The following is a 25,675-nucleotide window of genomic DNA, read 5'->3' as shown; positions in this document are numbered from 1 at the left end:
TGACATGACGGACAGCCAGAACACACCGGGCATCGACGGCGGTGATGCCGTCGTGTCCGCCTTCAACGCCGTCGGCGCCGACTACATCTTCTGCTCATCGGGGTCCGAATGGGCCCCGGTGTGGGAGTCCCTGGCCAGGCGCCACCGCGACGGTGAACCTGCCCCCGGCTACCTCGACCTCACCCACGAGACCGTCGCGGTCGGCATGGCCACCGGCTACGGCCTGGTCACCCGCCGCCCGCAGGGCGTCCTCCTGCACGCGGCTCCCGGCCTGCTCCAGGGCTCGATGGCGATCCACGGGGCGCTGCTCTCCGGTGTCCCCATGGTGGTCAGCTCCTCGGAGTCGAGCACCTACGGCGACGCCCCCGGACAGGACCCCGGCGGCCAGTGGTACCGCAACCTCAGCATCGTGGGCGGCCCGCACGGCGTCGCCCAGCCCTTCACCAAGTGGTCCACCGAGGCCGCCAGTGTGCACACCCTGCCCACCATGATCACCAGGGCCGCCGAGCTGGCCCGGCGCGCGCCGGCCGGACCCACCTACCTCAACATCCCGCTGGAGATCCTCCTGGAGGAGTGGGACGGCCGCGAGGCCAAGCCGATCGTGGCACCCGGCTCACGGCACAGCTCGCCCGAAGAGGTCGACCCCGTCGCCGCGATGATCCGTGAAGCGGAGAACCCGGTGATCGTCACGGAGACGGCAGGACGCGAGGCCGGCGGCTTCGAGGCCCTCGTCGCCTTCGCCGAGGCGTGGAACATCCCGGTCGTCGAGCCCGACTCGGCGGTCTGCGGCAACTTCCCGAGGGAGCATCCGCTGCACGCCGGCGGCGACATCGGCCCGTGGATGGACGAGGCGGACCTGATCCTCCTGGTCAACTGTCGTGTCCCGTTCTACCCGCCGAGCCGGAGCCCTTCCAGGGCGAAGGTCGTCGTCATCGACGAGGTGCCGCAGCGGCCACACATCGTCTACCAGGTGCTGTTCGCCGACACCTATCTGGAGGGCAACGTCGCCAACACCCTGCGCCAGCTGGCCAAGCGGGCGAAGGATCTCGACGCGGACGCCGTGGCCCCGCGCCGCACGGCACAGGAGGAGCGCCACGCCGCCGAGCAGGCCGCCATCGCCGCGGCCGAGACCGGGGCGGAGCAGGCCGAGGACATCGACCCCGTCCTCCTGGCCGCGACGCTGCGCACCCTGCTCGACGGCAGGGACCCGATCGTCGTCGACGAGACCATCACGCACAGCCGGGTGGTCAAGCGGCACCTGCGGACCTCCGCACCCGACTCGTACTTCTACGTGCAGGGCGGGCTCGGACAGGGCATGGCCGTCGCGCTCGGCGCCAAGCTCGCCGCCCGGGACCGTCCGGTCGTGTTCACCGTCGGGGACGGCGCCCTGACCTACAACCCGGTGATCCCGTCCTACGACGCGTCCCACGCGTACGGACTGCCCGTGCTGATCGTCGTCTTCAACAACCGTGTCTACAGGTCGATGAACCTCAACCACCGGCGCTTCTACCCCGAAGGCGCGGCGGCGGAGACGGGCGAGTGGCTCGGCACCGATCTGCACCGGCTCCCCAGGCTCGCCGCGTTCGCCGAGCCGTTCGGGATGCACACCGAGACCGTCGACACGTCCGACGCCCTGGCCCCCGCACTCGAACGCGCGCTCAAGGCGGTCGCGGAGGGCACCACCGCCATCGTCGACGTCCTCGTCACCCGCTGAACCAGGAGGCACGAGCCACCATGACCGACACCCCCGCAGCCGAGCCGGGCAGGACGCTGGTCGCTGTCGACGACCTGCTGGACTTCGCCGCCGCACTCCTCGAGAAGGGAGGCCTGAGCCCCGATGACGCCCGCACCACCGCTGACGTCTTCGTATGGGCCGCACAGCGCGGAGTCGACTCGCACGGCACCGCGCGTGTTCCCGCCTATCTGGACCTGCTGTCCAAGGGGGTGGCGAACGCCGGTCACGACATCCGGACCGAGTCCACGACCCCGGCCGCCGCCGTCCTGGACGCGGACCGCGCACCGGGCCCCGTCGCTCTCACGGCCGCGGCGAAGGAGGCGGTGAGCCGGGCCAGGACGACCGGCGTCGCCACGGTGGGCGTACGCCGCACCGTCCACACCGGCGCCATCGGCTACTACGTCTCCAAGATCGCCGAACAGGGCCTGATCGGCATCGGCTTCGTCTCCGGCATGCCCAACATGGGCTACACCGGGGTGAAGGGCGCCGCGGTGGCGACCAGCCCGCTCGCCATCGCGGTGCCCGCCGAAAGCCACGCCCCGCTGCTCCTGGACATGGCGACGGCGACCATCGCACTCGGCCGGATCCGCCAGGCGAAGGCGAGTGGTACGACACTGCCCGAGGGGGCAGCGGCCACCGCGGACGGCACCCCGACCACCGATCCGGAGAAGGCGGTCATGCCGCTGCCGCTGGGCGGCGCGAAGGGCTCGGGCATGTCGCTGGCCTTCGAACTGCTCACCAGCGTGCTCGTCGGCGCACCCATCTTCGCGTCCTTCCACTCGGACGACCCGCAGGGGCGCGAGCACCGGCAGAACGCCCTTCTCATCGCGGTTGACCCGGCGGCCTTCGGCGACCCGGGTGACTTCGCCGATGCGGTGGACACCACCCTGAGCACGCTCAAGGGCCTCCCGGCCGCGGACGGCGCCCCGGGCGTCTTCTATCCGGGCGAACGCTCGGCCGCCCTGTCCGACGAGCGCGGACACTCCGGTGTGCCGGTGGCACCGAAGGTGTGGCGTGACCTCCTGGAGCGCGCGGAGGCACTCGGCGTCGTACCGCCGGAGCCGGTGGCCGCCGCCGGCTGACGGCTCCCCCGACCCGCGGGGCAGCGCCGATCACCGTTGACCCCGGTCGTTCGCCGGCACGAGGTGCGTGGCGCGGCCCTCGGGGCCCGGGTCGAACGGTCCGGACCCCGACGGCGCGCTCACGCGTCCAGCTCCTTCAGCCGGGCCGCCAGGACGGCCGCGATGTCGTCCAGATGACGGTCCCGCATCAACTGCGGGTGGGTGCAGTCGATGTCGTGGTTGTCGATGGTCCCCGACACATGCTCCCGCCACGCCTCCCGGGTGAGCCAGTCCTCCGCACGCGGAGCGGCGGCCGTGAAGAACAGGAGGTCACCGTCGAAGCGCCGGTGGTGGTGCTCCCGCATCATCCGGGCGTGCTCGGGTACGAGGTCGACGATCTTCGACAGCGCGCGGTCGCCGATCCCGGCGAGCGGACTACCGGCCCGGCGCAGCGTCTCCAGCACGTCCGCACGGCTCTGCTCGTGCGTGCGCTCGAAGCCCGCCGTCCCCAGCACGGCGGTCAGCGCGTCGCCCTCCTCGGGCGCGGGCCGCTCCCGCCACTGCTCGGACGGGAACGAGTCGAGCAGCGCGAGCAGTTCGACCTCCTCGCCCGCCTCCTGGAGCAGCACGGCCACGGTGTGGGCCAGCACCCCGCCGACGGACCAGCCCAGCAGTCGGTAGGGGCCGCGCTCCTGGACCCCGCGGATGTGCCGGAGGTAGTCGGACGCCTCCTCCAGCAGGGTGCGCGGCAGCGGCTCGTCGCCGGTCAGCCCGCGGGCCTGGATGCCGTACACCGGCTGTTCCGGGCCCAGCCGGACCGAAAGGCCCGCGTAGCACCACGCGATCCCGCCGGCCGGATGGATGGCGAACAGCGGCGGACGCCCGTCGCCGCCGCGCAGTCGCAGGACGACGTCCAGCGCGTCATCGGACGCCGGCCCCGTGGAGCCGAGACGTGCGGCGAGCGCGGCCGGTGTCGGGGACTCGAACAGCGATCCGATGGTCAGCTCCGCGCCGAACTCCTCGCGTACCAGGGCCACCAGCCGCACCGCGAGCAGCGAGGTGCCGCCCAGGTCGAAGAACGCGTCGTCAGGACCCACATCGCCGACGTCGAGCACCTGCGCGAACAGCCGGGTCAGCGCCTCCTCCCGCGCGTCGGACGGGCGCCTGGCACCCGCGCTCCCGCCGAACACGGGTGCGGGCAGGGCGCGTCGGTCCAGCTTGCCGTTCGGACTGAGCGGGAAGGCGTCCAGCGCCACCACCGCCGAGGGCACCATGTGCTCCGGCAGCTCCCGCGCCAGCGAGGCGCGTACGGCCACCGGATCGGCGCCGCCGGTGACATAGCCGACCAGCCGCTGCTCGCCGGGGGAGTCCTCCCGTACGACGGCACAGGCCGCGTCCACCCCGTCCCGTGCGCTCAGCGCCGTCTCGATCTCGCCGAGCTCGATGCGCCGGCCGCGCAGCTTGACCTGGTCGTCCGTGCGGCCGAGGTGGACGACCTCGCCCTCGTCCGTCCAGCGCGCCAGGTCGCCCGTGCGGTACATGCGCTCCGCGGGCCGGCCGAACGGATCGGCGACGAAGCGGGCCGCCGTCAGCTCCGGGCGGTTCAGATACCGGGCGGCCAGCTGACGCCCGGACAGATAGAGCTCACCGGGTATTCCCGGCGGGCAGGGCTGAAGCGCCGCGTCGAGCACGTACAGGCGGGTGTTCCAGACGGGCCGGCCGATCGGCACGGGGCCGGGCGCCTCGGCCGCGCAGGGGTGGAAGGTGACATCGACGGCCGCCTCCGTGGGGCCGTACAGATTGTGCAGCTCGACACCGGGCAGCGCCCGTGCGAAGGCGTCCGCCGTCTCCCGGGGCAGGGCCTCACCGCTGGAGAAGACCCTCCTCAGGCCTTCGCAGCCGTCCGCCCCGGATCCCGCCAGGAAGACCTGGAGCATCGACGGCACGAAGTGGCAGGTGGTGACGGACTGTTCGCGGATCAGCCGGGCCAGACGGTCGGGGTCCCTGTGGCCGCCGGGCTCGGCCATCACGAGTGCCGCGCCCTGGCGCAGCGGCCAGAAGAACTCCCACACCGACACGTCGAACGACGACGGCGTCTTCTGGAGCACCCTGTCGTCCGAGGCCAGCCCGTAGACGCTCTGCATCCAGCGCAGCCGGTTGTCGATCGCCGCGTGCGACACGACGACGCCCTTGGGACGGCCCGTCGAGCCCGAGGTGTAGATGACGTACGCCGGATGGGAAGGGGTGAGCGGCCGCGACGGGTTCACCCAGAGGTACTCCGAGACGTCGAGGCCGTCCAGGACGACCAGCGGCGTGCCGGCGTCCTCGGGGAGCCGTCCGGCCCGGTCGGTCACCGCGCACACGGGCGCCGCGTCCCGCAGCATGTACGCGAGCCGCTGCTCCGGGTAGTCCGGGTCCAGCGGCAGATACGCGGCCCCCGCCTTCAGGACGGCGAGCAGGGACACCACGAGCTCCACCGAGCGCGGCACCGAGACCGCCACCACCGCACCGGGCCGTGCGCCCAGTGTCCGCAGATGCCGGGCCAGCCGGTTGGCGCGGGTGTTCAGCTCCTCGTAGGTGAGCGAGATGTCGCCGTACACCAGGGCCGTCGCCTCAGGGGTGCGGGCGGCGCGCGACTCGATCGGGCCGATCAGCGTGGTGGGCGGCAGCGTGCGGGCGGTGTCGTTGAACGTGTCGAGGACCAGTTCGAGTTCGGCCTCGGTGGCGATGGTGTGCGTGGCCGTCGGAACGTGCGGATCGGCCAGGCTCAGCCGCTCGACCAGCTCCAGGAAGCGCTGCTGATGGGCCGCCAGCTCCCCCTCGCCGTACAGCGCGGGATTGCCGTCGTGGTCGATGCGCAGGCCCCGCCCGTCGGCCCTGTCGTAGATGTTCAGCGTCAGGTCGTCGACCGGGCCCGCTGACATGTTCCTGGCCCGCGCGGGGGCGCCCGCGAACTCCACGTCGTAGTCGAAGGGCATGGCATTGACGAGGGGGCCGACCAGACCGCGGCTCTCCCCGAGCAGCCGCAGGTCGCGGCGTATGTCCTCGTAACGGAACCGCTGGTGGTGGCGGACCTCGCGGATGCCGAGCACCACCTGGCGGACCAGCTCGGCGAAGGTGGCGTCGGGGGAGACCTGGAGCCGCAGCGGAAGCACGTTCATGACCATGCCGGGCACCCGCAGCGAGACGGATCCCATCCGTCCCATCATCGGCAGCCCGAGCACGACCTCACGACGGCCGGTCGCCCGCGAGGTGTACAGGGCCTGAGCGGCGATCAGGACATCGGGCCAGGAGGCACGCAGCCGGTCGGCCAGGTCCCGCACACCCTCGGTGGCCTCGGTGCCCAGATGGGCCGTGCGGCGCAGGAACGTCCGGGAGGGCAGCGCCCCGCGTCCGGCGAGCCGGGGCACGTCGGGGCGGTCCGCGAACGCCTGGTTCCAGTGGGCGCGGTCGGCGGTGAAGGCCTCGGACGACCGGTACGCCGCGTCCTCGTCGACCAGGTCGGCCAGCGTCCCGAACACCCGAGGCCCGGGGTCCTCGCCCCGGGCCAGCGCGGTGTAGACCTCGGCGGTCCTGCGTACGAGGAGGGAGTAGCCGTAGCCGTCCATGACCAGGTGGTGGATCCGCTGGTACCACAGCCACCGCTCCTCGCCCACCCGGAACAGGGCATGCCGGAACAGCGGCCCCGAGGCCAGATCGAAGGGCTCGGACAGGTCCGCGCGCATCCACTCCTCGGCCCGCCGGCCGGCGTCGGACGCCTCCCGCAGATCGAACGTCGTCAGGGGCAGCCCGACCGAGGGGTGCACCCGCTGGCGCGGGCCGTCGGGGGAGTCGGCGACGGTCACCCGCAGGGCGTCGGCCTCGGCGGTCACACGGCGCAGCGCCGCCGCGAACAGATGCGGGTCGAGCGTCCCGTCGATCTCCAGACACTCCGCGGTGTTCTGCGCGGGACTGAGCGGATCGATGGACTGCGCGAACCACATGCCCGACTGGGCGGCGGTCAGCGGCAGTACGGCCGACGAGGCGTCAGGGGCCGGTCCCGTCCCGTCGGGATCGGTGAGCAGGACGGTCATGAGGCCTCCAGCAGCGGCGCCCATCCATCGATGGCGGGCTGTTCGGCCAGGTCCGCGAAGTCCGCGTCGACAGGGATGTCCGATGCGCTCCGACCGAGGATGTCGGCGACGTCGTGGCGGATCAGTTCAAGGGTGAGCGCCACGGTGTCAGACCTCCTTCAGGAGTGCGTCGGTCGAGGTGACGAAGGCACAACGGCCCGCGGCCCAGCGCAGCGCCATGTCGTGGTCCTCACGCGAGAAGTCCGCCACGGCGTCGGCGGCCAGGAAGGCCTGGATGTCGCGCATCCACGCGTCGCAGGCACTCATGAGCACCCCGATGTGCGCGTACACACCCGTGATCACCAGTTGGTCGCGGCCCGACTCGCGCAGCAGGGATTCGAGTTCCGTGCGTACGAACGCGCTGTACTTCCATTTCGTCAGGACGGTGTCGCCGTCCGCCGGCGCGACGACACCGGGAATCGCCAGCGCCTCGGGGTCGTCGGCGGCGCCCGGCCCCCAGAAGTCGAGCTGGAGACCGCGTTCCTCCGCCGTCTGACCGCCGCGCTGCACCGAGTAGACGACGGGTACACCGAGCCTGCGACAGGCCTCGATGACCCGGGAGGTGTTGTCGAGCATGCCGGTGAGCGGCTGCTCGCCGGACGGGAACGCGCCGAGGAAGTGGTTCTGCAGGTCGTGGACGAGGAGCACGGCCCGCGCGGGGTCGACGCGCCAGTCCACGCGGTTCGCGGGCAGTTCGGCCTCGGTCGGCAGGGCGTAGGGAGCGATGGCGGGAAGAGCCATGGGGTGGAACCTTTCGGTGCCGCGCTGGGCGGTACTCGGTGCTGATCTCAGTGAGCGGGCTCGGTCCGGCCGGGTACCGCGTCGGAGCGCAGCCCCTTCTTGCTGACCTTGCCGATCCCGGTCTGCGGGAACGCCTCGACGAACTCGACGAGGTCGGGGATCTTGTACGCGGCGACACCGCGTTCACGCACAAGACGTTTGATCGCGGGCGCCTTCAGCGGCTCGGCCCCCTCGCGCAGGATGACGTAGGCCAGGGTGCGTTCCCCCAGATAGGCGTCGGCCACCCCCACGACGGAGACATCGTGCACCGAGGGATGACCGAGGATGATGTTCTCGATCTCCTCGGGCGCGACCTTCTCACCGCCCCGGTTGATCTGGTCCTTGGCGCGCCCCTCGACGATCAGGTGGCCCGTCGGCGTGCGGCGCACGATGTCACCCGTGCGGTAGAAGCCGTCCTCGGTGAAGGACTTCCTGTTGTGCTCGGGTGCCCGCCAGTAGCCGCGGATGGTGTACGGCCCACGGGTCAGCAGGTGCCCGAAGTCCCCGTCCGGTACGTCCTCGTCACGGTCGTCGACGACACGGACCTCGTCGTCCTCGGAGATCGGCCTGCCCTGTGTGGTGACGACGGTCTCGGGGTCGTCGTCCAGACGCGTGTAGTTGACGAGCCCCTCGGCCATGCCGAACACCTGCATCAGCCGGCATCCCAGCGCCGGTTCCAGCCGGCGGGCCGCCGCCTCGCTGTACTTGGCGCCGCCGACGAGGATCAGCTCCAGGCTGGAGAGATCGTGCGCCGAGGCGGGCGCGGCCTCCGTCCAGATCAGCGCAAGGGGCGGCACCATCCCGGTCATCGTGACGCCTTCGCGCTCCACGAGCGGGAACGCCGTCGCCGGATCGGGGGCGGGGCACAGCACGACGGTCCCTCCCGCGTACAGCGTCCCGAGCCAGCCCGGGGAGCTCATCGGGAAGTTGTGCGCGGCGGGGAGCACGACCAGATAGCGGGTGTCACCGTCGACGCCGCAGATCTCGTTGGATCCGCGCAGCGAGTAGATGTAGTCGTCGTGCGTACGCGGGATGAGTTTGGGGACGCCCGTCGTACCGCCCGACAGCTGGAGGAACGCCAGCTCGTGCGGCTGCGGCTCGTACGTGGCGCCCGTGGGCACGCACGGCACATCGGACAGGGCGGTGTGCTCGCCGGGCGAACCGACGACGAAGACGTGCTTCAGGCCCGGCGTACGCTCCTTGACCTTCGACGCGAGCGCGAGATGGTCGAAACCGGCGTGCCGGTCGGGGACCACGTAGGCGACGGCCTCGGTGAACGAGCAGAAGTACTCGATCTCCGTCTCCCGGTGCGCGGGGAGCGCGTAGACCGGCAGCGCGCCGATCCGGAAGAGCGCGAAGACGACCTCGATGAACTCGGCGATGTTCGGCAGCTGGACGACGACCCGGTCGCCGGGACCGATGCCGCGCGCCGCGAACCCGGCGGCCATCCGCGAGGCGCGCTCGTCCAGTTCACCGTACGTCCACGCGCGGCGTCCGGAGGCCGGATCGACCACCGCGACGCGGTCCGGGTGCGCGGCGGCGCGCTCGCGCAGCACACCGCCGAAGGTCTCACCGCGCCAGTGGCCCGCCGCACGGTAGCGCTCGGCGAAGTCGGCCGGCCAGAGCGGGGCGTCGGGTGCGTCGACGGCGGTCACAGGGCGGCTCCCACGGCGCTCAGGAAGGTCCGGAATTTGGCCCCGGTCTCCGCCGTCTCGGCCTCGGGTGAGGACTCGGCGACGACACCCGCTCCGGCGAACAGCCGCAGGGTGCGGCCCTCGGCCTCGGCGCAGCGGATCGTCACGACCCAGTCGCCGTCACCGTTCGCGTTCTGCCAGCCGACCATGCCGGTGTACGCGCCGCGGTCGAAGGGCTCAGAGTCCGCGATGACCCGCCGGGCCACATCGGTCGGCGTGCCGCACACCGCGGGGGTGGGGTGCAGGGCCGACGCCAGGTCGAGTGCGGTGGAGGAGGGGTCGCGCAGCTCCCCGGTCAGGGTGGTGGACAGGTGCCACATGGCGGCGGTCCGCACGAGGGTGGGGCGGTCGGGCACCTCCAGACGCGAGCAGAAGGGCGCGAGCGCCTCACGGATGGCGTCGACGACGACCGCGTGCTCGTGGAGGTCCTTCGGCGAGTCCAGCAGCGCTGCCGCCCTGCGGACGTCCTCGGCCAGATCGCTGCTGCGCTGCGCCGAACCCGCCAGCGGATTGGCGACGAGCCGGCCGCCCCGGCGGGCCACGAGGAGCTCGGGGCTCGCACCCACGAGCGTGCGGTTCGGGCCGCTGGGGACGGCGAAGGTGTAACCGTCCGGGTCACGGCGCGCCAGACGGCTCAGCATGCCGGGCAGGTCGAGGTCGTGTTCGGAGGTCAGCTCCAGGGTGCGGGCCAGGACGACCTTGTCGAACTCACCGGCGCGCATCCGCTCGACCGCGGCGGCGACCGAGGCGGAGTACTCCTCGGCGGCCGGCACCTCACGTATCCGCCAGGCGTCGTCCTGGGCGGCCTGCGGGCCGTGCGTCGCGATGAGCGGGTCCGCGCGCAGGGCGCTCGCCCAGCGGACGGTCTCCGGGACGGCGAGAGCGGTCACCCCGCCGGGTGCGAACGGCACGGAGCCCACGACGACGGGGGCGGGGTCGCCCCCGCGTACGGCGTCGTCCAGGACCTCCTGCACGCGCAGGGACAGCGGCCGTGCGTCGTGCGCCACCAGCGCCGCTGTGCCGGTGCCGAGGAGGGTGTGCCTGGGTGTCGCGAGGAAGCGGTCGGTGCCGGGCCGGTAGGCCTCCAGCAGAGTCGTCGCCTCACCCGGGGAGTCGAGCGGGGGAGGGGCGGTGGGGACGCGCAGAGATGCAGACATGGGTGGTCTCCAGTGGGAGGGCTAGAGCGCCGGCGGGGTGACAGGGGGTGGGGCGGGCATCAGGCCCGCAGGGTGGCACCGCCGTCGACGTACAGGTCGTGCATGGTGATGTGGCGGGCACGGTCGGACACCAGGAAGGCGACGGCGTCGGCGATGTCCGAGGGGTCGGCGATACGGCCGAGCGGGATCCCGGTGCGGTACGTCGCGGAGTCCCCCTCGACGACACGGCGGGCGGCGGCTTCCTCGTCGCCCGCCGCCCACATGCCGCGCTGCATGTCGGTCAGGGTCGAGCCGGGGGACACGGTGTTGCACCGCACCCCGTCGGCGGCCACTTCGAGGCCGAGACACTTGGTGAACATCACGGCCGCGGCCTTGGACGCCGCGTAGGCCGCCATCTCCGTACGGGGAATGCCGGCCGCGTTGGAGGCCACGGTGACGATGCTGCCGGAACCGCGCCCGGCCATCCGGCGGGAGACGGACCGCGACACATGGAACACGCCGTTGGTGTTGACGGCGAAGGTGGCCGCCCACTCCTCGTCGGTGAGGTCCGCGACCCGCGAACCAAGGAGAATTCCGGCCACGTTGACGGCGATGTCCAGCGGTCCGAGCGTGTCCTCCGTGCGTGCCACGAGGTCCTCGACAGCCATGGGGTCCGTGACGTCGAGCGTGCGCGCGGTCACCAGGCCGTCGTAGGTCTTCTCCAGGGCGGCGACGCCGTCGGCGTCCAGGTCGGTGGCGACGACGCGGGCACCACGGTCTGCGAGTGCCCGCACGACCGCCTCGCCTATGCCGCGTCCCGCGCCCGTCACGAGGGCGAGCCGGCCGGAGAGTTCCTGTTCGGTGCTCATGCGGCCGTCGCCTCCCGGACGCGGCCCGTGGCCGAAATGACGGCACGTGAGGTCCCGTGGGACGAGGGGGGCGAATACGGCGCCATGGCCAGGGTTCTCCGTTTACATCGACGAATCCCGTTCCGGCGGTGCGCTCAAGGCATAGGTCTGCCCATCACCCGCCAGAACCGGACGAGTGCATTTAGGTTAGGCTAACCTTAGGTCGATAGCGCAAGAGGGTCGGGCAAGATCAGCCGGATCTCACCCCCTTCCGAACTCCCCCACCGCGGTGACGCTCAACCCCTCCGGCTGTTACGGGACTTCGGTGTCACGGCAGCCATCCATGAAATTGTTTACAATATGCCTGATGAGAAAGTCCCGGGCGCGGTCGCGGCGACGCGGGGGTGTCCCGACGATGTACGGAAGGCGGAGGGGTGACGTCGAATCAGGCCACCGGCAGGACAGGCCGGAGCGCGGTCTCCAACGGCATCAGGGAGGCGCTCGCCGCGGGCGACATGGTGCCCGGCCAGCGCCTGGTCGAGCAGGAGCTGTCCGAGGTCTTCCGGGCGACACGGAGCTCGGTGCGGGAAGCGCTGCAGGACCTGGCCGCCGACGGCCTGGTGGAGCTGATTCCGAGGCGCGGGGCGCGGGTGCGGGTGATCTCCGTCGACGAGGCGATCCAGATCACCGAGTGCCGGGCCCTGCTGGAGGGCCTCTGTGCCAGGCGGGCGGCGGAGTACGCCTCCGACGAGGTACGCCTGGAGCTCAAGGGCATCGGGACGGCCATGAGCCGGGCGGTGGAGGACGGTGACCCGGACGCCTACTCGGTGCTGAACCGCGGGCTGCACGAGTGCCTCGGTGACGTCAGTGACCAGAAGGTCGCCCAGGCACTGCTGGAGCGGATGAACGGCCAGATGGTGCGCTACCAGTTCCGTCTCGCGCTGCGCCCCGGCCGGCCGGCGCGGTCGCTGCCGCAGCACCTGGCGATCATCGACGCGGTCGTCTCCGGTGACCCCGACGCGGCGGAGGCGGCGGCGCGGGCGCACGTCGAGAGCGTCATCGAGGCGCTGCGGGAGACCCCCGTCCCGGTCCGCCTCGGCTGACCGGGCGGATCCCCGGACCTGCTCTCAGGCCGAGAGCCGGTCCAGGAACGCGGCGAGCTTCCCCCGCGTCCGCTCGATCTGCTGCTCGACGGTCAGCGACTCCTCGAAGCGTCCGCCGGGGCCGGGCTTCTTCCTGCCGCGTACGTACAGCGAGCAGTCGAGGTCGGTGCAGAGATAGATCCCCACGGAGTTGCCGTCCCGGCCCGCCTGCCCCCGCTTCCTGGCCGTCATCAGCGACACCCCGCTGCCCGGGTGCGTGGTCAGGCAGACCGAGCACATGCTGCGGTGCAGGAGGCCGCGCTGCTGGGACGGGAAGCGGAGCGTGACGCCGGTGAGCTCGCCGTGCAGCTCGGTGACGATGTAGCTCCGGTCCGGCGCCGAGAGGTCGCGCCAGCCGAGGAAGTCCAGATCGTCCCAGCGGCGCTCGTCGAGGTCACGGGGCAGTGGCAGGCGCTTCGCCTCCCCCTTGGAGCAGTTGATGAAGGACGCTCGGATGTCCTGTTCGCTGAGGGCTCTCATGTCCTGGACGCTAACGCTGCCTATGAAGCCTAGGCAAATGTTTAATCGGTCTAGGATCCTTCGGTGGTCTCCTGGTCCTGCGGCGCGATCCGCAGGTGATGGGCCGGCGGGTGCGTGATCCCGAGATCCGGGCGCCAGACGGACAGGATCTGCGCCGAGGGGTCGAACAGGGGACCCGGCAGCTCCTCGGGTGCCGTCCACCGCCAGGCGCTGATGAGATGCGGTTCGGTGACCCGGGCCTCCGCCGAGTCCGCCCTCACCCATGCGCCCATGCTGATCCGGTTGATGCCGGCCACCACGTCGTGCACCATCGCGAAGACGGTCACCGCGTCCACGGGCACCCGCAGGCCGGTCTCCTCGCGCAGCTCGCGGGCGGCGGCCGCGGCGACGGACTCGTGCGTCGGGTCGACCTTGCCGCCGGGCAGCTCCCAGGTGCCGCCGCGATGCCTGCCCAGCAGGATCCTGCCCTCCGGGTCCTGCACGATGACGCCCACCCCGAGGGAGGCCTGGGCGAGCGGCGGACGGGCGTTCCTGGGAGGGACGTTCACGGGATCCGTTGTCATGTGCTGCACTGCTCCCGGTGGTCGGTGACGGGTTCCCCCGAGTACCTCGTCATCCTCACACGCGCGGTCACACCACCAGATCGAGCGTGGTGTCGGCGATGCCGACGCGCACCGACTGACCCCACGTCAGCTCCAGCGAGTCGGACTCCATCCCGTCGCCGAACACCACCATCCGGTCCGACTCGACGGTGAGCCCGAGGCCGTCCCCGCGCCCCAGCTCGCCCGCGACCAGTGAGGTCCCGGTGGCCGGTGAGGGCCAGGCCTCGCGCACGAACCAGATCAGCCGGGGATCGGAGGGGGCGGGCAGCCGCAGGGTGCTGCCGCGCTCGCGCCACAGGGACCGCAGCCAGCCGGTGGCGCCCGTACCCGTGCCGACCAGGACGCCCGAAGAGGCCTGCGGCTCGCCGGATGACGGCTCGCCGGCGGGGCCGATGCGGTAGCGGGCGGTCTGGTGGCCGGGCGGTCCGAGATAGATCTCGTTGAGGGCCAGGAGCCGCTGTGTGTCGTCGGCGACGGCCTCGGTCATCGTCAGCGCGTCCACCCGCACACCGGGTGAGACGGCGGCCCGGCACAGCGCCGCGGTATCACGGGCCCGGTGGCGTACGAGGACTCCGGGGTTACGCCCCGGCTCCGTGTCGATGCCCACCACCGGCTGACCCGACAGGTACTTCGCGACGTTGGCGACCAGGCCGTCCTGTCCGACCACGACGACCACGTCCTCAGGACCGAACAGGAAGCGGTCGAGATCCGCACGCTCCACCCGGCTCCTGCGCCACCGCAGCGGCAGGGCGGCGGCCACCTCGGTGAGCGCCTGGCTGTCGAGCCGGTGGCGCTCGGCCACCTCGTCGAGCGACCGGCCGCGCCCCGCCAGCACGAACGCGGCCTGCCCGTGCGTCCCGTGCCGGGCCAGGAGCTCCTCGTACTCCGTCGTGCGGTGCACCAGGACCGCGCGCGGGGCCAGGCTCACGCCCCCGCCCCCGGCTCCGGCCTGCCGAGCCGGGCGAGCAGGCCGGTCAGGACGTCGGGGGAGAGGGTGAGGCTGTCGATCCGCGGCAGGTTCTCGGCCAGCCGCGTCGCGGCCAGGGCATGCAGCGTCCCGGGGTCGGCCTCCGCGTGCGCCCGCAGCCAGGCCGCCTGCGCCTCGGCGCGTGCCGCACCGACATCGCGGGCGGCCTCCGCCTCCGCGCGGGCCAGCCGCACGGTACGGGCCGCCTCGGCCGCCGTACGCACGCCGTCGGCCGCCGACTTCTCCTCGGCCTCCCTGCGCGCGTTGGTGCCGCGCTGGTCGACGAGCTGCTCCTCGCGGCGCGCCAGCTCGATCTTGCTGGCGAGCTCGTTCTCGGCGATGGTGCGCTCGCGCTCGACGGCGACCGCCCGCCGCTCGTACACCGACCGGTCGGCCTCCTGCTGGATCTGCTCCCTGGCGGGGGTCCGCAGGGCGCGCTCGACCTCGGCCTCGGGGCGGATGGCGACGACGCGTACGGCGACCACCTCGATGCCGGTGGCGGGCAGCCGTGGTTCACCGGCGAGTCCGGTGGCGACCCGGTCCCGTACGGCGGCCACGCCGTCCACGAGCGCGGCAGCCAGAGGGGTGCGGGCCAGGACGTCCAAGGTGTGCTGCTGTGCGGTCTCGGTGAGCAGGGTGGCGATCTGCTCCAGCGGTGCACCGCGCCAGATCCCGGTGTCGGGGTCCAGCGAGAAGTCGAGCCGGGCGGCGGCCTCCGCGGGGTCGCTGATCCGGTAGGTGACCGTCGCCTGCACGGTGACGTCCTGGAAGTCGGCCGTGCGCGCGTGGAACGCCATGGCCAGCTCGCGGTCGTCGACCGGGATCTCGGAGAGTGCCGCGGTGAGCGAGCGGTACCAGAAGCTGAGTCCCGGGCCGTCGTGCGTGAGTCTTCCGCGCTTCTGGTGGCGGATATGCGCGGTGGGCGCGGAGCGCAGGTGCCGCCAGCCGAAGCGACGGGTGATGTCGGCCATTTCAGGACCCCCTCTTTCTCGTCATGGTGACGGTAATGGTGTCCGCCGCATATCGTCAAGAGGACGAGAAGGGGTGGGGGTGGCCGACATGCGGCCGGCCGGTGGTCTCCGAGGAGACCACCGGCCGGGCGGTGGCGCGCCGACCCCGTCCCCACGGTGCGGCGCACGGGTGGACCGCCGTCATCCGCTCGGGCGACGGTCCACGTTCATCAGGTTTCGCTCACCTCGGGGGCGGGCGGGGGTGCGGGAATCCCGAGCGCGGGAAGTACGGCGCAGTCGATGAAGCCCGTGAGGAAGGTGCCTTCGGGGTAACGCCCTCCGAGGAGCGACCGGGCGCGCATCGCGCCGAGCACCTGGGCGGCCACATAGTCGGCCGCCGGGTTGTGCGCCTCGATCTCGCCGCGCAGGACGGCGCGCTCGACCATCGCGTCGATCGCGGCGATGGCCGGTGCGATCAGTGTCGTGCGCAGTGCCAGGTGCAGGTCGGGATTCTGCAGAGCGGCGTGGCTCAGTGCGTGCATCAGCACGGTGTCCTGGCCGGACGCCGTCTCCACCACCTCTGCCACCGCGTGCAGATCCCCGCACAGGGTGCCGGTGTCGATGTCCGAGAACAGGGTCCGCCTGCTGCCGTGCAGTGCCGCCACGACCAGCTCCGGCTTGGAGCCCCACTGCCGGTAGAGCGTGGACTTCCCGCAGCGGGTGCGTGAGGCGACGCCCTCCATCGTCAGCGAGTCGTAACCGCTCTCGCGCAGGAGGTCCAGCACGGCGGCGTAGAGCTCCTGGGCGCGCTCCGGTGTGATCTTCGACCGGCGTGACGCGGGTGCGGGCTCCTGTACTGAACCGGGCGACGGCATCTGCTTCCCTCTCTGCGACTCTGCGGCTGGGGTGCCCTCGATACGCCAGTGTATCGATACGCCAGTGTACCGATACGAAGGCGTATCGGTACACTGGCGTATCGATACGGCATGGACTGGCCATGCCGACGTCGTAACGCGCACCGTCAGCAAAGGGGCACGGGGTGATGTACACCCGCAGCGAGTCTGCGGAGCGGGAGCCGGACGCCTCAGCCCGACCGCCCCTCGTCCGCGAGCTGCTTCTGACAGCAGGGCTCTTCCTGGTCTACAAACTCGGCCGGCAGGCCGCGAACGGCCATGTCGAAGAGGCCTTCCACAACGCCCGACACGTCTGGAGCTTCGAACGGGCCGCCGGCCTTCCCGGCGAGGGAGCGGTCCAGGGCGTCCTGCTGCACAGCCACACGCTCGTGCAGGTGGCGAACACCTACTACGCGACCGTGCACTTCCCGGCCACGCTGGCGTTCCTGGTCTGGCTGTACTGGCGCCGCCCGCGCCACTACGTCTGGTCACGCCGTGTCCTGGCCGCACTCACCGGCGCCGCGCTCGCCCTGCACCTGCTCTTTCCGCTCGCCCCGCCGCGCATGCTGCACGCGGCCGGGCTCGTCGACACCGGGCAGGTCTACGGCCCCTCGGTGTACGGGCAGACCCCCGCGACCGACTCGATGGCCAACCAGTTCGCGGCCATGCCCTCCCTGCACTTCGGCTGGGCCCTGATGGTCGCCGTCGGGCTGATCGCCGCCTCGCGCTCACGGTGGCGCCTGCTGTGGCTGCTGCACCCGCTGCTCACCCTGCTGGTCGTCGTGGGCACCGCCAACCACTACTGGCTCGACGTGATCGTGGTCACCGCGCTGCTCGCCGTGGCCCTCGCCGCACTGAGGCTGCCAGGCACCGCGGTCACCCCGCACCTGCCGTGGCCCGCGACGGTCCCTGCCCAGAAGCGCGCGGCGCCCGACCGCGCGGGCCCGAGCCACGCCACGGCCGGACACGCGGCCCCGAGCCACGCCACGCCCGACTACGCGACACCCGCGTACGCACGGTCCGGAGCGCGTCGATGAACGCCACCGTCATAGCCGTCCTGCTCTCCCTCGTCTCCGCCGTCGCCTACGCGGCCGCCGCGGTGGCGCAGGCGCGGCTCGCCGGCCGGACCGACCCTTCCGCCGGAGCGCTGCGCATGCTGGGCCGCGGGGCCTGGTGGTCGGCGGTCGGCCTGAACGCCGGCGGCGCACTGCTGCATGTCGCCGCGCTGAAGTACGGACCGCTCACCCTGGTGCAGCCGCTCGGCGCGCTCACGCTCGTCGCCGCCGTACCTCTCGGCGCACGTGCCGCCGGCCGAAGGGTCGGCCGTACGGAATGGCGTGGCACTCTGCTCACCCTGGTCGGCCTCGCCGCGCTCCTGCTGGCTGCGGGCGGCACCGCTCCGCACGACACGCTGAGCCTTCCCGAGGTGCTGGGGGTCGGGGCCGTCACCATGGTGCTCGTCGCCACGCTGGGCCGGCCGGGCACCCGGCCAGGCCTCCGGCACGCCGCCGCCTCCGGCATCACGTCCGGGGTGGCCTCCGCCCTCACCCAGACCCTCACGGTCGCCGCGACCGACCAGTCGGGTCCGCTGCTGAGCTGGCGCCTGGTGATCGTGGCGGTACTGGTCTCCTTCTTCGCCCTGGGCGGCCTGATGCTGTCCCAGACCGCCTACCGCGGCGGACTGGGCGCACCGCTCGCCGTGGTCACCCTCGCCAACCCGGTCGCCGCCGCGACGATCGGCCTGATCCTGCTCGGCGAGCGGGTCCAGGGCGGCCTGCTCGGCCTGATCCCCGCGTTCGTCGGAGCCGCGGCTGCCGTACAGGGGGTGATCCTGCTCAGCCGCGCGCAGGCGCGGAGCGCGGCAGGGGCTGTTCCGGCAGCGGCCGGGGCAGCCGCCGCCCGCCCGGCAGGCGCCGTCGAACCCTCGTCCCGTGTCGTCATCAACGGCCCGTCCCTCACCGCCCCACGCGCCGGCACCCCACGCCACCCGGAGTCACGCACGCCGCTTCCCGAACCGGTCGGGACATCGGGCAGCCCCTGAGGTCGGTCCCCAGGATTCCCAGGATTCCCAGGAGCCCTAGGAGCCGTCCAGTTCGTCGATCGCCCTGGACAGCCAGCCCGTCCAGAACGTTTCCAGATCGATCCCGCCACGCAGCACCAGATGACGCAGCCGGTCCTCGTCCGCGGTCCGCTCCGGCGGGAAGTCCCGCTCCTCGATCTCCAGATACTCCGCCAGCCGCTCCTGGTGCAGCACCAGATGCCTGCGCAGCTCCGCGGCCATCCCCGGGGCGCCCACCACGGCCGCCGCCCGCATCCTCAGCAGCAGCGGATCGCGCACCGGGCGCGGATCCTCGGAGAGTGACACCCAGGTCATCAGCTCCCCGCGCCCCGCGGGCAGCACCTCGTACTCCTTCTTCTGCCCTCGGGCCGGCTGCGCCGACGGCAGGACCCGGATATGACCCGCCTGTTCCAGCTTTCCCAGCTCGCGGTAGATCTGCTGGTGCGTGGACGGCCAGAAGTAGCCGATCGACCGGTCGAACCTACGGGTCAGCTCCAGCCCCGACGAAGGCTTCTCCAGCAGGGCGGTGAGGATCGCGTGCCGCAGTGACATGGAGAGCATCCTAAGGAAGGGAAGCTCAGCAGGTCACAGCCCGGCGGCGAGCTCCGTGCCCTGGCGTATCGCACGCTTGGCGTCCAGCTCCGCGGCCACATCCGCACCGCCGATCAGATGGACGGGGCGGCCCGTGGCGCGCAGCTCCTCGTACAGCTCACGCCGCGGTTCCTGACCCGCGCACAGCACCACGGTGTCGACCGGGAGCAGATGCTGCTCGCCGTCCACGGTGAGGTGCAGGCCCTCGTCGTCGATCAGGTCGTAGGAGGCGCCGGCGATCATCGTCACGCCGCGGTGGCGCAGTTCGGCGCGGTGGATCCAGCCGGTCGTCTTCCCGAGCCCGGCGCCGACCTTGCTCGTCCTGCGCTGGACCAGATGCACCGTACGCGGTGACTTCGGGCGCTCCGGGGCGCGCAGCCCGCCCCGGTCCGCGTAGCCCGTGTCCACACCCCACTGCCGGAAGAAGACCTCCGGGTCCAGGCTCGCCTCTTCGCCCCCGTCGGTGAGGAATTCCGCGACGTCGAAGCCGATGCCTCCCGCGCCCACGACCGCCACCCGCTCGCCCACGTCGGCCCCGTCCCGCAGGACGTCCAGATAGCTGACGACGCTGGGGTGCCCGACGCCGGGGATAGCGGGGGAGCGGGGCTCGACACCGGTGGCCAGGACGATCTCGTCGAAGCCGTCGAGTGCGGCGGGCGTGGCCCGGGTGCCGAGCCGCAGCTCCACCCCTTCCTCCGCGAGCCGGGTGCGGAAGTAGCGCAGCGTCTCGTCGAACTCCTCCTTGCCCGGGACCCGGCGCGCCACGTTCAGCTGACCGCCGATCTCGTCGGCCGCGTCGAACAGCGTCACCGTGTGCCCTCGCTCCGATGCCGTGACCGCGCACGCCAGTCCGGCGGGCCCGGCACCGACCACGGCGACGCGCTTGCGTACCCGGGTCGGTGAGAGCACCAGCTCCGTCTCGTGGCAGGCGCGGGGATTCACCAGGCACGAGGTGATCCGCAGGCTGAAGATGTGGTCCAGACAGGCCTGGTTGCAGCCGATGCAGGTGTTGATCGCATCGGCGCGCCCCTCGGCCGCCTTGGCGACGAAGTCGGGGTCGGCGAGGAAGGGCCGTGCCATCGACACCATGTCCGCCCGGCCCGAGGCGAGGATCTCCTCGGCCAGCTCGGGGGTGTTGATGCGGTTGCTGGTCACCAGCGGCACGGAGACCGCGCCCCGCACCCTCTCCGTGACCCAGGTGAAGGCGCCGCGCGGCACGGAGGTGGCGATCGTCGGGATGCGGGCCTCGTGCCAGCCGATACCGGTGTTGATGAGGGTGGCGCCGGCCGCCTCCACCTCACGGGCCAGACGGACGACCTCCTCCAGCGTGGAACCGCCGGGCACCAGGTCCAGCATGGACAGCCGGTAGATCAGGATGAAGTCGGGCCCCACCCGTTCACGGACACGCCGCACGATCTCGACGGGGAAGCGGATGCGGTTCTCGTACGAGCCGCCCCAACGGTCCTCGCGGTGGTTGGTCGCCGCGACGATGAACTCGTTGATCAGATAGCCCTCCGAGCCCATGATCTCGACACCGTCGTAGCCCGCGTGCCGTGCCAGCTCCGCTGCCCTGACGAACTCGTCGATGGTCTCCTCGACCTCGTCGTCGGTCAGCGCGTGCGGGGTGAACCCGCTGATCGGGGCCTTGAGCGCGCTCGGCGCCACCAGGTCCGGGTGATGGGCGTACCGCCCGGAGTGCAGGATCTGCATCGCGATCCTGCCGCCCTCGGCGTGCACCGCCGCGGTGATCACGGCGTGCTGTGCCGCCTCGGCCTCGGTGGTCATCCTGGCCCCGCCGGGGAAGGCGCACGCGCGCTCGCTGGGCGCGATCCCGCCGGTGACGATGAGGCCGACCCCGCCGCGTGCGCGTTCCGCGTAGAAGGCGGCCATCCGCTCGAAGCCGTGCTCGGCCTCCTCCAGGCCGATGTGCATCGACCCCATCAGCACCCGGTTCGGGAGCGTGGCGAATCCGAGGTCGAGGGGGCTCAGCAGGGTGGGGTACGGGCTCATCCGGGGGCTCCTCGCAGGTGTCGTCGAGCCCAGTTGTAGACCACCCGAAGTCATTATGCAACTAGTTGCACAATGACGTACACCTCAGTCCCCACAAGGCCCGGTCCTCGGACGGCGTAACACCACCGGCCCCCGCCGACCGGACCGGACGACAGTGGATCCGTAGGGCGTACCGCCGCTGCCGCTCCCTGCCGACAGGAGACTTCCCATGGCCTGTATCAACCGACGTGACATCGGACTCCTCGTACTCAGGGCCGGTACGGGAGCGGTCCTGGCGGTGCACGGCAGCCAGAAACTGGGCGGGTGCTTCGGCGGCGGGGGCATCGAGAAGACCACCGCCGCGATGGAGGCCATGGGCTTCCACCCGCCGAAGCACAGCGCCCTCGCGGCCGGACTCGGCGAGGCGGGCGGCGGGCTCCTGCTGGCCCTCGGCCTCGCCACCCCCGCGGCGGGTGCCGCCGCGGCCGGCACGATGGCGGGCGCCGTCGCCGTGCACGCGCCCTCGGGCTTCTTCGCGATGGGCGGCGGCTACGAATACCCGGCCTTCCTCGGCTTCGTCGCGGCCGCGATCGGGGTGACGGGGGCCGGCCGCTACTCGCTGGACCATGCGACCGGGCATGTCGTCGACCGGCCGTGGGTCGTCGCCCTCGCCTTCGCGGGCAGCGCCCTCGCGGCGGCCTCCGTCGTCAGCCGACGCGCCAAGGGGCAGGCGGCACAGGCCGATCAGACGGACGAGGGCGTGTGACGTCCGCGCATTGATCGTCGGTTCAGGGGCACCCGGCAGTGCATGAATGCGAACGCGCTGTCGATGAATGCACGCGGCCGGGCGAGACGAGCCTCCCGCAGCCGGGCCGTGGACGTGGGCGCCCGCGCGGGCTTCGTGGCGCGCGGGGTGATCTACCTCCTGGTGGGGACCCTGGCCCTGCGCATCGCCTTCTCCGACGGCGGCGGACAGCAGGCCGACCGGGGCGGTGCGATCGCCGAGATAGCGGAGAAGCCCTTCGGGAGCGTCCTGCTGTGGGTGCTCGGGGTGGCCCTGGCGGGGATGGCGCTGTGGCGGCTGTCCGAGGCGTCTTTCGGCCAGGCCGGCCCCGACGGCGACAAGGCGGGCAAGCGCGCCGTGGCCGCGGCGCGCTTCGTCTTCTACGCCTTCGTGACGTACTCGGTGCTCGCCTACGCGGCAGGCGACAAGGGCAGCGGCAGCGGATCGAGCGACCGCCGGACCGACGACGTCACGGCGCGGGCCCTCGAATGGACCGGCGGCCAGTGGATCGTGGGGCTCGCGGGCGTCGGCGTGATCGTCGCGGGCTTCTGGATGGCCTGCCGCGCCCTCACCCGCAAGTACCACAAGCACCTGAAGACGGGGGAGATGACACGGAGGAGCCGTCAGGCCGTCGATGCCGTCGGCGTCTTCGGCGGTACCGTCCGGGGCGCGGTCTTCGCGACGGCGGGCGGGTTCGCCGTGGCGGCCGCCGTCCGGCACGAACCGGGCCGCGCCAAGGGCATGGACGACACCCTGCGCTCCTTCACCGAGACCCCCGCCGGGCCCTGGCTCCTCGTCCTCATCGCCATCGGCCTGGCCGCCTTCGGCCTCTTCTCCTGGGCCAACGCCCGCTGGCGCACGATCTGACCCCTGGCCCGCCCCCCCCCGGCCCCGTCCGGGGTCAGTCCAGCCCCCGCGCCTCCTTGAACCTGGCCAGCCCCTCCGGGAGCGCGACGACCGGGTCCGGGTAGGCGAAGCGGGCGCGCTCCCGCTCCGACAGCTTCCACGGTTCGTGCACGGCGGGCCCCGGGATCCCCGCGAGTTCGGGCACCCAGCGGCGTACGTAGGCGCCCTCCGGGTCGTAGCGCTTGGCCTGCGTCACCGGATTCAGCACCCGGTTCGGCCGGCTGTCCGTGCCGGTCCCGGCCACCCACTGCCAGTTGAGCTGGTTGTTCGCGACGTCACCGTCGACGAGCAGCTCCAGGAAGTGGCGCGCCCCCGTACGCCAGTCCACGTACAGCGTCTTGGCGAGGAAACTCGCCGTCAGCAGCCGTCCCCGGTTGTGCATCCAGCCCTCGTGGAGCAGCTGGCGCATGGCGGCGTCGACCACCGGAAAGCCCGTACGCCCCTCCTTCCACGCGGCCGTGTCGTCCGCCGCCGCCCGCCCGGTCCGCCAACGGTCCCGGCGCGTGCGGTAGTCGGAGCCGGCCGCGGTCGGACGGGCGGCCAGTACCTGGTGGTGGAAGTCCCGCCAGCACACCTGCCGCACGAAGGCGTCCGCCCCCGGTCCGCCCGCCGCGCGGGCGCGGTGCACCAGCTCGGTGGGGGACAGGGTGCCGAAGTGCAGGTGGGGCGAGAGTCGTGAGGTTGCGTCGCCCGCGAGGTCGTCATGGCGCTCCTCGTACGCCGCGAGCCCCTGGCGGCGCCAGGCCGCGAACAGCCTGCGGCCTTCCGCCTCCCCGCCCTCGGCCAGCCCCGGAGAAAGCCCGCGCACGGAGGCCCGCGACGGCAGTGCGGCAGAGGCGACCCCCGCCGGTACGCGCACGGTGCGCGGCGCCCGGAACGGGGAGCGGAGCCCTTCCCCCGACCAGCGGCGGAAGTACGGCGTGAAGACGGCGAAGTGGTCCCTGCCCGCCCCCGAGGGAACCACCGTGCCCGGTGCGACCGCTGTGATCACGGCATCATGCACACTCAGCCGGCAGCCCACGGACGCGAGGACCTCGCGCAGCCGCTCCTCACGGCGCTGCGCGTACGCACTGACACCCGCCGCCACATGGACCGTGCTCGCCCCCGTCGCGGTGGCCACTCCGGCGACCTCGTCGGCCACATCGCCCTCACGGACGATCAGCCGCCCACCGCGCTCGCGGAGGCCCGAGTCCAGGTCGCGGAGGCAGTCCGCCAGGAACGCGCGCCGGTTCGGGGCGTCGAACCCGGCGGACCGCACGCCGTCGTCGAGCACGAAGAGGGGCACCACCTCGTCGGCCGAGGCGAGCGCCGAGTGCAGCGGCGGATGGTCGTGCAGCCGCAGATCGGAGGTGAACAGGACGATCGACACGGTCATCCCAGGTCACCCGCCGTCCCCCGGCCCGCCGCCGACGCGATGTTGCGCGCCATCCCGCCGAAGACCACGGCGTGGAAGGGCGACACGCTCCACCAGTACGCGTGGCCGAGCAGACCGGCCGGATGGAAGACGGCCCGCTGCCGGTAGCGCGACCGGCCGTCGTCGCGCTCCTCCACGTACATCTCCAGCCACGCCAGGCCGGGAAGCCGCATCTCCGCGCGCAGGCGCAGCAGCCGTCCGCGTTCGATCTCCTCCACCCGCCAGAAGTCCAGCGAGTCCCCGACCCGCAGGCGTTGGGCGTCCCGTCTGCCCCGGCGCAGGCCCACGCCGCCCACCAGCCGGTCCAGCCAGCCCCTGACCGCCCAGGCCGGTGGCAGCGAGTACCAGCCGTTCTCACCGCCGATGCCCTCGATCACCCGCCACAGGGCCTCGGGGGAGGCATCCACGTCGCGTTCGCGGACATCCGTGTAGAGACTCCCGCCCGCCCAGTCCGGGTCGGTGGGAAGCGGATCGCTGGGAATGCCCGGGGTGGAGGCGGAGGACCACCGTGTCGTCACTCTCGCCTCCCGCACCCGCTGCAACGAGAGCGAGAGCGCCGTGGCGAAGGAGAAGGGCTGTCCCGGACCGTCGGGGACATGCTCCCTGATGTCGTGCTCGTGGCACACGACCTCATGGCGCAGCGACTCGGCGAGCGGGCGGGCGATCGACGCGGGCACGGGCGTGACCAGTCCGACCCAGTGGCTCGAAAGGCCAGGCGACAGCATCGGTACCGGCAGGACCAGCCTGTGGGGCAGCCCGGCGACACGCGCGTACTCCTGCATCATGTCGCGGTAGGTCATCACGTCGGGTCCGCCGATGTCGAAGGCGCGGTTCACGTCGGCCGGCATGCGCGCACTGCCCACGAGGTAGCGCAGGACGTCCCGTACGGCGATCGGCTGGACCCGCGTCGACACCCAGCTGGGGGTGACCATGACCGGCAGCCGCTCGGTGAGGTACCGCAGCATCTCGAAGGACGCCGAACCCGAACCGATGATGACGGCCGCGCGGAGCACGGTCGTCGGCACGCCCGAGTCGAGCAGGATCCTTCCGACCTCGGCGCGCGAGCGCAGATGAGGGGAGAGCTCCCGCTCGGGGACGTCGGCGGGGGTCAGCCCGCCCAGATAGACGACGCGCCGGACACCGGCCGCTTCCGCCTGCTCGCCGAAGATCCGTGCCGCGTCGCGGTCGGTCCTCTCGAAACCGGGCCCCGAGCCCAGTGCGTGGACCAGGTAGTAGGCGATGTCGACGTCGCGCATCGCCGCCGCCACCGACTCCGCGTCGGTCACATCGCCCTTGACCACCTCGGTCCCGCCCGCCCACGGATGGTCCCGTAGCTTCTCCGGGGTCCGCGCCAGGCAGCGCACCCGGTGACCGGCCTCCAGGAGCTCGGGGACCAGGCGGCCCCCGATGTATCCCGTCGCACCCGTCACCAGGCACCGCGGCCCGCCGCTGTCGTCCTTGCTGTCCATCGATCCTCGCTCCGGCTCGTTCCCTGGGGCCACGGTGTACCGGGGCGGGGGATCCGGCCCGTT

The 25,675-nt window shown here is 72.3% G+C and carries 22 protein-coding genes; 7 read left to right on the top strand and 15 right to left on the bottom strand.

The genetic code is table 11. From position 1 onward, the window contains the following. The first annotated feature begins 4 nt into the window (after positions 1–4). The gene (locus tag OG623_RS02385; RefSeq protein WP_406143829.1) at positions 5–1,714 is read left to right on the top strand and encodes a thiamine pyrophosphate-dependent enzyme; all 1,710 of its coding nucleotides are present in this window, start codon (positions 5–7) and stop codon (positions 1,712–1,714) included. A gap of 20 nt (positions 1,715–1,734) precedes the next feature. Further along, on the top strand, positions 1,735–2,817 hold the full coding sequence (locus OG623_RS02380) for an Ldh family oxidoreductase (protein WP_406143827.1): 1,083 nt from the start codon (positions 1,735–1,737) through the stop codon (positions 2,815–2,817). A gap of 119 nt (positions 2,818–2,936) precedes the next feature. Here OG623_RS02380 and OG623_RS02375 read toward each other — a convergent pair whose 3' ends face one another. From OG623_RS02375 to OG623_RS02350, 6 genes are read right to left on the bottom strand one after another with little or no spacing between them, the layout of a single operon-like run. Then, a complete protein-coding gene (locus tag OG623_RS02375) occupies positions 2,937–6,869 on the bottom strand; it encodes an amino acid adenylation domain-containing protein (RefSeq protein ID WP_406143825.1) in 3,933 nt (1,310 codons plus the stop codon). Further along, a complete protein-coding gene (locus OG623_RS02370) occupies positions 6,866–7,012 on the bottom strand; it encodes a hypothetical protein (protein ID WP_406143823.1) in 147 nt (48 codons plus the stop codon). The genes OG623_RS02375 and OG623_RS02370 overlap by 4 nt, the downstream gene beginning before the upstream one ends. Before the next feature lie 4 nt (positions 7,013–7,016). Continuing rightward, positions 7,017–7,649 carry an isochorismatase family protein gene (locus OG623_RS02365; protein ID WP_406143821.1) on the bottom strand — a complete coding sequence of 211 codons (633 nt, stop codon included), beginning with the start codon at positions 7,647–7,649 and terminating at the stop codon, positions 7,017–7,019. 47 nt (positions 7,650–7,696) lie between these two features. After that, positions 7,697–9,343 (bottom strand): (2,3-dihydroxybenzoyl)adenylate synthase, encoded by a 1,647-nt coding sequence (locus tag OG623_RS02360; RefSeq protein WP_406143820.1) that lies wholly within the window; start codon positions 9,341–9,343, stop codon positions 7,697–7,699. Next, positions 9,340–10,539, bottom strand: a complete 1,200-nt coding sequence (locus tag OG623_RS02355) for an isochorismate synthase (RefSeq protein ID WP_406143818.1) — start codon at positions 10,537–10,539, stop codon at positions 9,340–9,342. Before OG623_RS02355 ends, OG623_RS02360 begins: the two co-directional genes overlap by 4 nt. A gap of 59 nt (positions 10,540–10,598) precedes the next feature. Further along, positions 10,599–11,387: a 2,3-dihydro-2,3-dihydroxybenzoate dehydrogenase gene (locus OG623_RS02350; protein WP_406143816.1), complete on the bottom strand. Its 789-nt coding sequence runs from the start codon at positions 11,385–11,387 to the stop codon at positions 10,599–10,601. A gap of 413 nt (positions 11,388–11,800) precedes the next feature. Between OG623_RS02350 and OG623_RS02345 the strand changes: the two genes are divergently transcribed. Further along, positions 11,801–12,469: a GntR family transcriptional regulator gene (locus tag OG623_RS02345; RefSeq protein ID WP_406143815.1), complete on the top strand. Its 669-nt coding sequence runs from the start codon at positions 11,801–11,803 to the stop codon at positions 12,467–12,469. 24 nt (positions 12,470–12,493) lie between these two features. Here OG623_RS02345 and OG623_RS02340 read toward each other — a convergent pair whose 3' ends face one another. The 5 genes from OG623_RS02340 to OG623_RS02320 form a co-directional block, all read right to left on the bottom strand. Further along, positions 12,494–12,988, bottom strand: coding sequence for an FBP domain-containing protein (locus OG623_RS02340; RefSeq protein WP_406143813.1), 495 nt, complete (start codon positions 12,986–12,988; stop codon positions 12,494–12,496). Between the two features lie 50 nt (positions 12,989–13,038). Further along, positions 13,039–13,551 carry an NUDIX hydrolase gene (locus OG623_RS02335; protein WP_406143811.1) on the bottom strand — a complete coding sequence of 171 codons (513 nt, stop codon included), beginning with the start codon at positions 13,549–13,551 and terminating at the stop codon, positions 13,039–13,041. A gap of 67 nt (positions 13,552–13,618) precedes the next feature. Next, complete coding sequence (locus OG623_RS02330; protein ID WP_406143809.1) at positions 13,619–14,518, bottom strand: hypothetical protein; 900 nt, start codon at positions 14,516–14,518, stop codon at positions 13,619–13,621. After that, positions 14,515–15,528: an SPFH domain-containing protein gene (locus OG623_RS02325; RefSeq protein ID WP_406143807.1), complete on the bottom strand. Its 1,014-nt coding sequence runs from the start codon at positions 15,526–15,528 to the stop codon at positions 14,515–14,517. Before OG623_RS02325 ends, OG623_RS02330 begins: the two co-directional genes overlap by 4 nt. Positions 15,529–15,737: 209 nt before the next feature. Further along, complete coding sequence (locus OG623_RS02320; RefSeq protein ID WP_406143806.1) at positions 15,738–16,382, bottom strand: TetR/AcrR family transcriptional regulator; 645 nt, start codon at positions 16,380–16,382, stop codon at positions 15,738–15,740. Positions 16,383–16,549: 167 nt separating this feature from the next. On the opposite strand from OG623_RS02320, the gene OG623_RS02315 reads away from it, so the two are divergent. Together OG623_RS02315 and OG623_RS02310 are read left to right on the top strand one after the other, a co-directional pair. Next, on the top strand, positions 16,550–17,437 hold the full coding sequence (locus tag OG623_RS02315) for a phosphatase PAP2 family protein (RefSeq protein WP_406143805.1): 888 nt from the start codon (positions 16,550–16,552) through the stop codon (positions 17,435–17,437). Next, on the top strand, positions 17,434–18,441 hold the full coding sequence (locus OG623_RS02310) for a DMT family transporter (RefSeq protein ID WP_406143803.1): 1,008 nt from the start codon (positions 17,434–17,436) through the stop codon (positions 18,439–18,441). The genes OG623_RS02315 and OG623_RS02310 overlap by 4 nt, the downstream gene beginning before the upstream one ends. A 36-nt stretch (positions 18,442–18,477) precedes the next feature. Here the strand turns inward: OG623_RS02310 and OG623_RS02305 are convergent, their stop codons facing one another. Together OG623_RS02305 and OG623_RS02300 are read right to left on the bottom strand one after the other, a co-directional pair. After that, on the bottom strand, positions 18,478–19,011 hold the full coding sequence (locus tag OG623_RS02305; protein WP_406143802.1) for a PadR family transcriptional regulator: 534 nt from the start codon (positions 19,009–19,011) through the stop codon (positions 18,478–18,480). Positions 19,012–19,044: 33 nt separating this feature from the next. Beyond that, a complete protein-coding gene (locus tag OG623_RS02300; protein ID WP_406143800.1) occupies positions 19,045–21,060 on the bottom strand; it encodes an FAD-dependent oxidoreductase in 2,016 nt (671 codons plus the stop codon). Between the two features lie 208 nt (positions 21,061–21,268). Here OG623_RS02300 and OG623_RS02295 point away from each other — a divergent pair, with 208 nt between their 5' ends. Together OG623_RS02295 and OG623_RS02290 are read left to right on the top strand one after the other, a co-directional pair. Then, positions 21,269–21,805, top strand: a complete 537-nt coding sequence (locus OG623_RS02295) for a DoxX family protein (protein ID WP_406143798.1) — start codon at positions 21,269–21,271, stop codon at positions 21,803–21,805. A 42-nt stretch (positions 21,806–21,847) separates the two neighbouring features. Beyond that, the gene (locus OG623_RS02290; protein WP_406143796.1) at positions 21,848–22,690 is read left to right on the top strand and encodes a DUF1206 domain-containing protein; all 843 of its coding nucleotides are present in this window, start codon (positions 21,848–21,850) and stop codon (positions 22,688–22,690) included. A 34-nt stretch (positions 22,691–22,724) separates the two neighbouring features. Here OG623_RS02290 and OG623_RS02285 read toward each other — a convergent pair whose 3' ends face one another. Beyond that, positions 22,725–24,104 carry a cryptochrome/photolyase family protein gene (locus OG623_RS02285; RefSeq protein ID WP_406143794.1) on the bottom strand — a complete coding sequence of 460 codons (1,380 nt, stop codon included), beginning with the start codon at positions 24,102–24,104 and terminating at the stop codon, positions 22,725–22,727. After that, positions 24,101–25,612: an SDR family oxidoreductase gene (locus tag OG623_RS02280; protein ID WP_406143792.1), complete on the bottom strand. Its 1,512-nt coding sequence runs from the start codon at positions 25,610–25,612 to the stop codon at positions 24,101–24,103. Before OG623_RS02280 ends, OG623_RS02285 begins: the two co-directional genes overlap by 4 nt. Between the last annotated feature and the right edge of the window lie 63 nt (positions 25,613–25,675).

This window comes from Streptomyces sp. NBC_01012 (assembly GCF_045162755.1).
GTDB lineage: Bacteria > Actinomycetota > Actinomycetes > Streptomycetales > Streptomycetaceae > Streptomyces.
The sequence above is the reverse complement of the archived record's forward strand: the minus strand, read 5'-3'. Positions and strand labels throughout refer to the sequence as shown.

What these genes read in the sequence shown, in the direction of transcription:
- OG623_RS02295 (WP_406143798.1), top strand. Translation starts at nt 21,269, where the DNA reads ATGGCCTGTATCAACCGACGTGACATCGGACTCCTCGTACTCAGGGCC.
- OG623_RS02280 (WP_406143792.1), bottom strand. Translation starts at nt 25,612, where the DNA reads ATGGACAGCAAGGACGACAGCGGCGGGCCGCGGTGCCTGGTGACGGGT.
- OG623_RS02310 (WP_406143803.1), top strand. Translation starts at nt 17,434, where the DNA reads ATGAACGCCACCGTCATAGCCGTCCTGCTCTCCCTCGTCTCCGCCGTC.
- OG623_RS02335 (WP_406143811.1), bottom strand. Translation starts at nt 13,551, where the DNA reads ATGACAACGGATCCCGTGAACGTCCCTCCCAGGAACGCCCGTCCGCCG.
- OG623_RS02385 (WP_406143829.1), top strand. Translation starts at nt 5, where the DNA reads ATGACGGACAGCCAGAACACACCGGGCATCGACGGCGGTGATGCCGTC.
- OG623_RS02325 (WP_406143807.1), bottom strand. Translation starts at nt 15,528, where the DNA reads ATGGCCGACATCACCCGTCGCTTCGGCTGGCGGCACCTGCGCTCCGCG.
- OG623_RS02320 (WP_406143806.1), bottom strand. Translation starts at nt 16,382, where the DNA reads ATGCCGTCGCCCGGTTCAGTACAGGAGCCCGCACCCGCGTCACGCCGG.
- OG623_RS02340 (WP_406143813.1), bottom strand. Translation starts at nt 12,988, where the DNA reads ATGAGAGCCCTCAGCGAACAGGACATCCGAGCGTCCTTCATCAACTGC.
- OG623_RS02290 (WP_406143796.1), top strand. Translation starts at nt 21,848, where the DNA reads ATGAATGCGAACGCGCTGTCGATGAATGCACGCGGCCGGGCGAGACGA.
- OG623_RS02300 (WP_406143800.1), bottom strand. Translation starts at nt 21,060, where the DNA reads ATGAGCCCGTACCCCACCCTGCTGAGCCCCCTCGACCTCGGATTCGCC.
- OG623_RS02380 (WP_406143827.1), top strand. Translation starts at nt 1,735, where the DNA reads ATGACCGACACCCCCGCAGCCGAGCCGGGCAGGACGCTGGTCGCTGTC.
- OG623_RS02315 (WP_406143805.1), top strand. Translation starts at nt 16,550, where the DNA reads ATGTACACCCGCAGCGAGTCTGCGGAGCGGGAGCCGGACGCCTCAGCC.
- OG623_RS02350 (WP_406143816.1), bottom strand. Translation starts at nt 11,387, where the DNA reads ATGAGCACCGAACAGGAACTCTCCGGCCGGCTCGCCCTCGTGACGGGC.
- OG623_RS02355 (WP_406143818.1), bottom strand. Translation starts at nt 10,539, where the DNA reads ATGTCTGCATCTCTGCGCGTCCCCACCGCCCCTCCCCCGCTCGACTCC.
- OG623_RS02365 (WP_406143821.1), bottom strand. Translation starts at nt 7,649, where the DNA reads ATGGCTCTTCCCGCCATCGCTCCCTACGCCCTGCCGACCGAGGCCGAA.
- OG623_RS02285 (WP_406143794.1), bottom strand. Translation starts at nt 24,104, where the DNA reads ATGACCGTGTCGATCGTCCTGTTCACCTCCGATCTGCGGCTGCACGAC.
- OG623_RS02375 (WP_406143825.1), bottom strand. Translation starts at nt 6,869, where the DNA reads ATGACCGTCCTGCTCACCGATCCCGACGGGACGGGACCGGCCCCTGAC.
- OG623_RS02305 (WP_406143802.1), bottom strand. Translation starts at nt 19,011, where the DNA reads ATGTCACTGCGGCACGCGATCCTCACCGCCCTGCTGGAGAAGCCTTCG.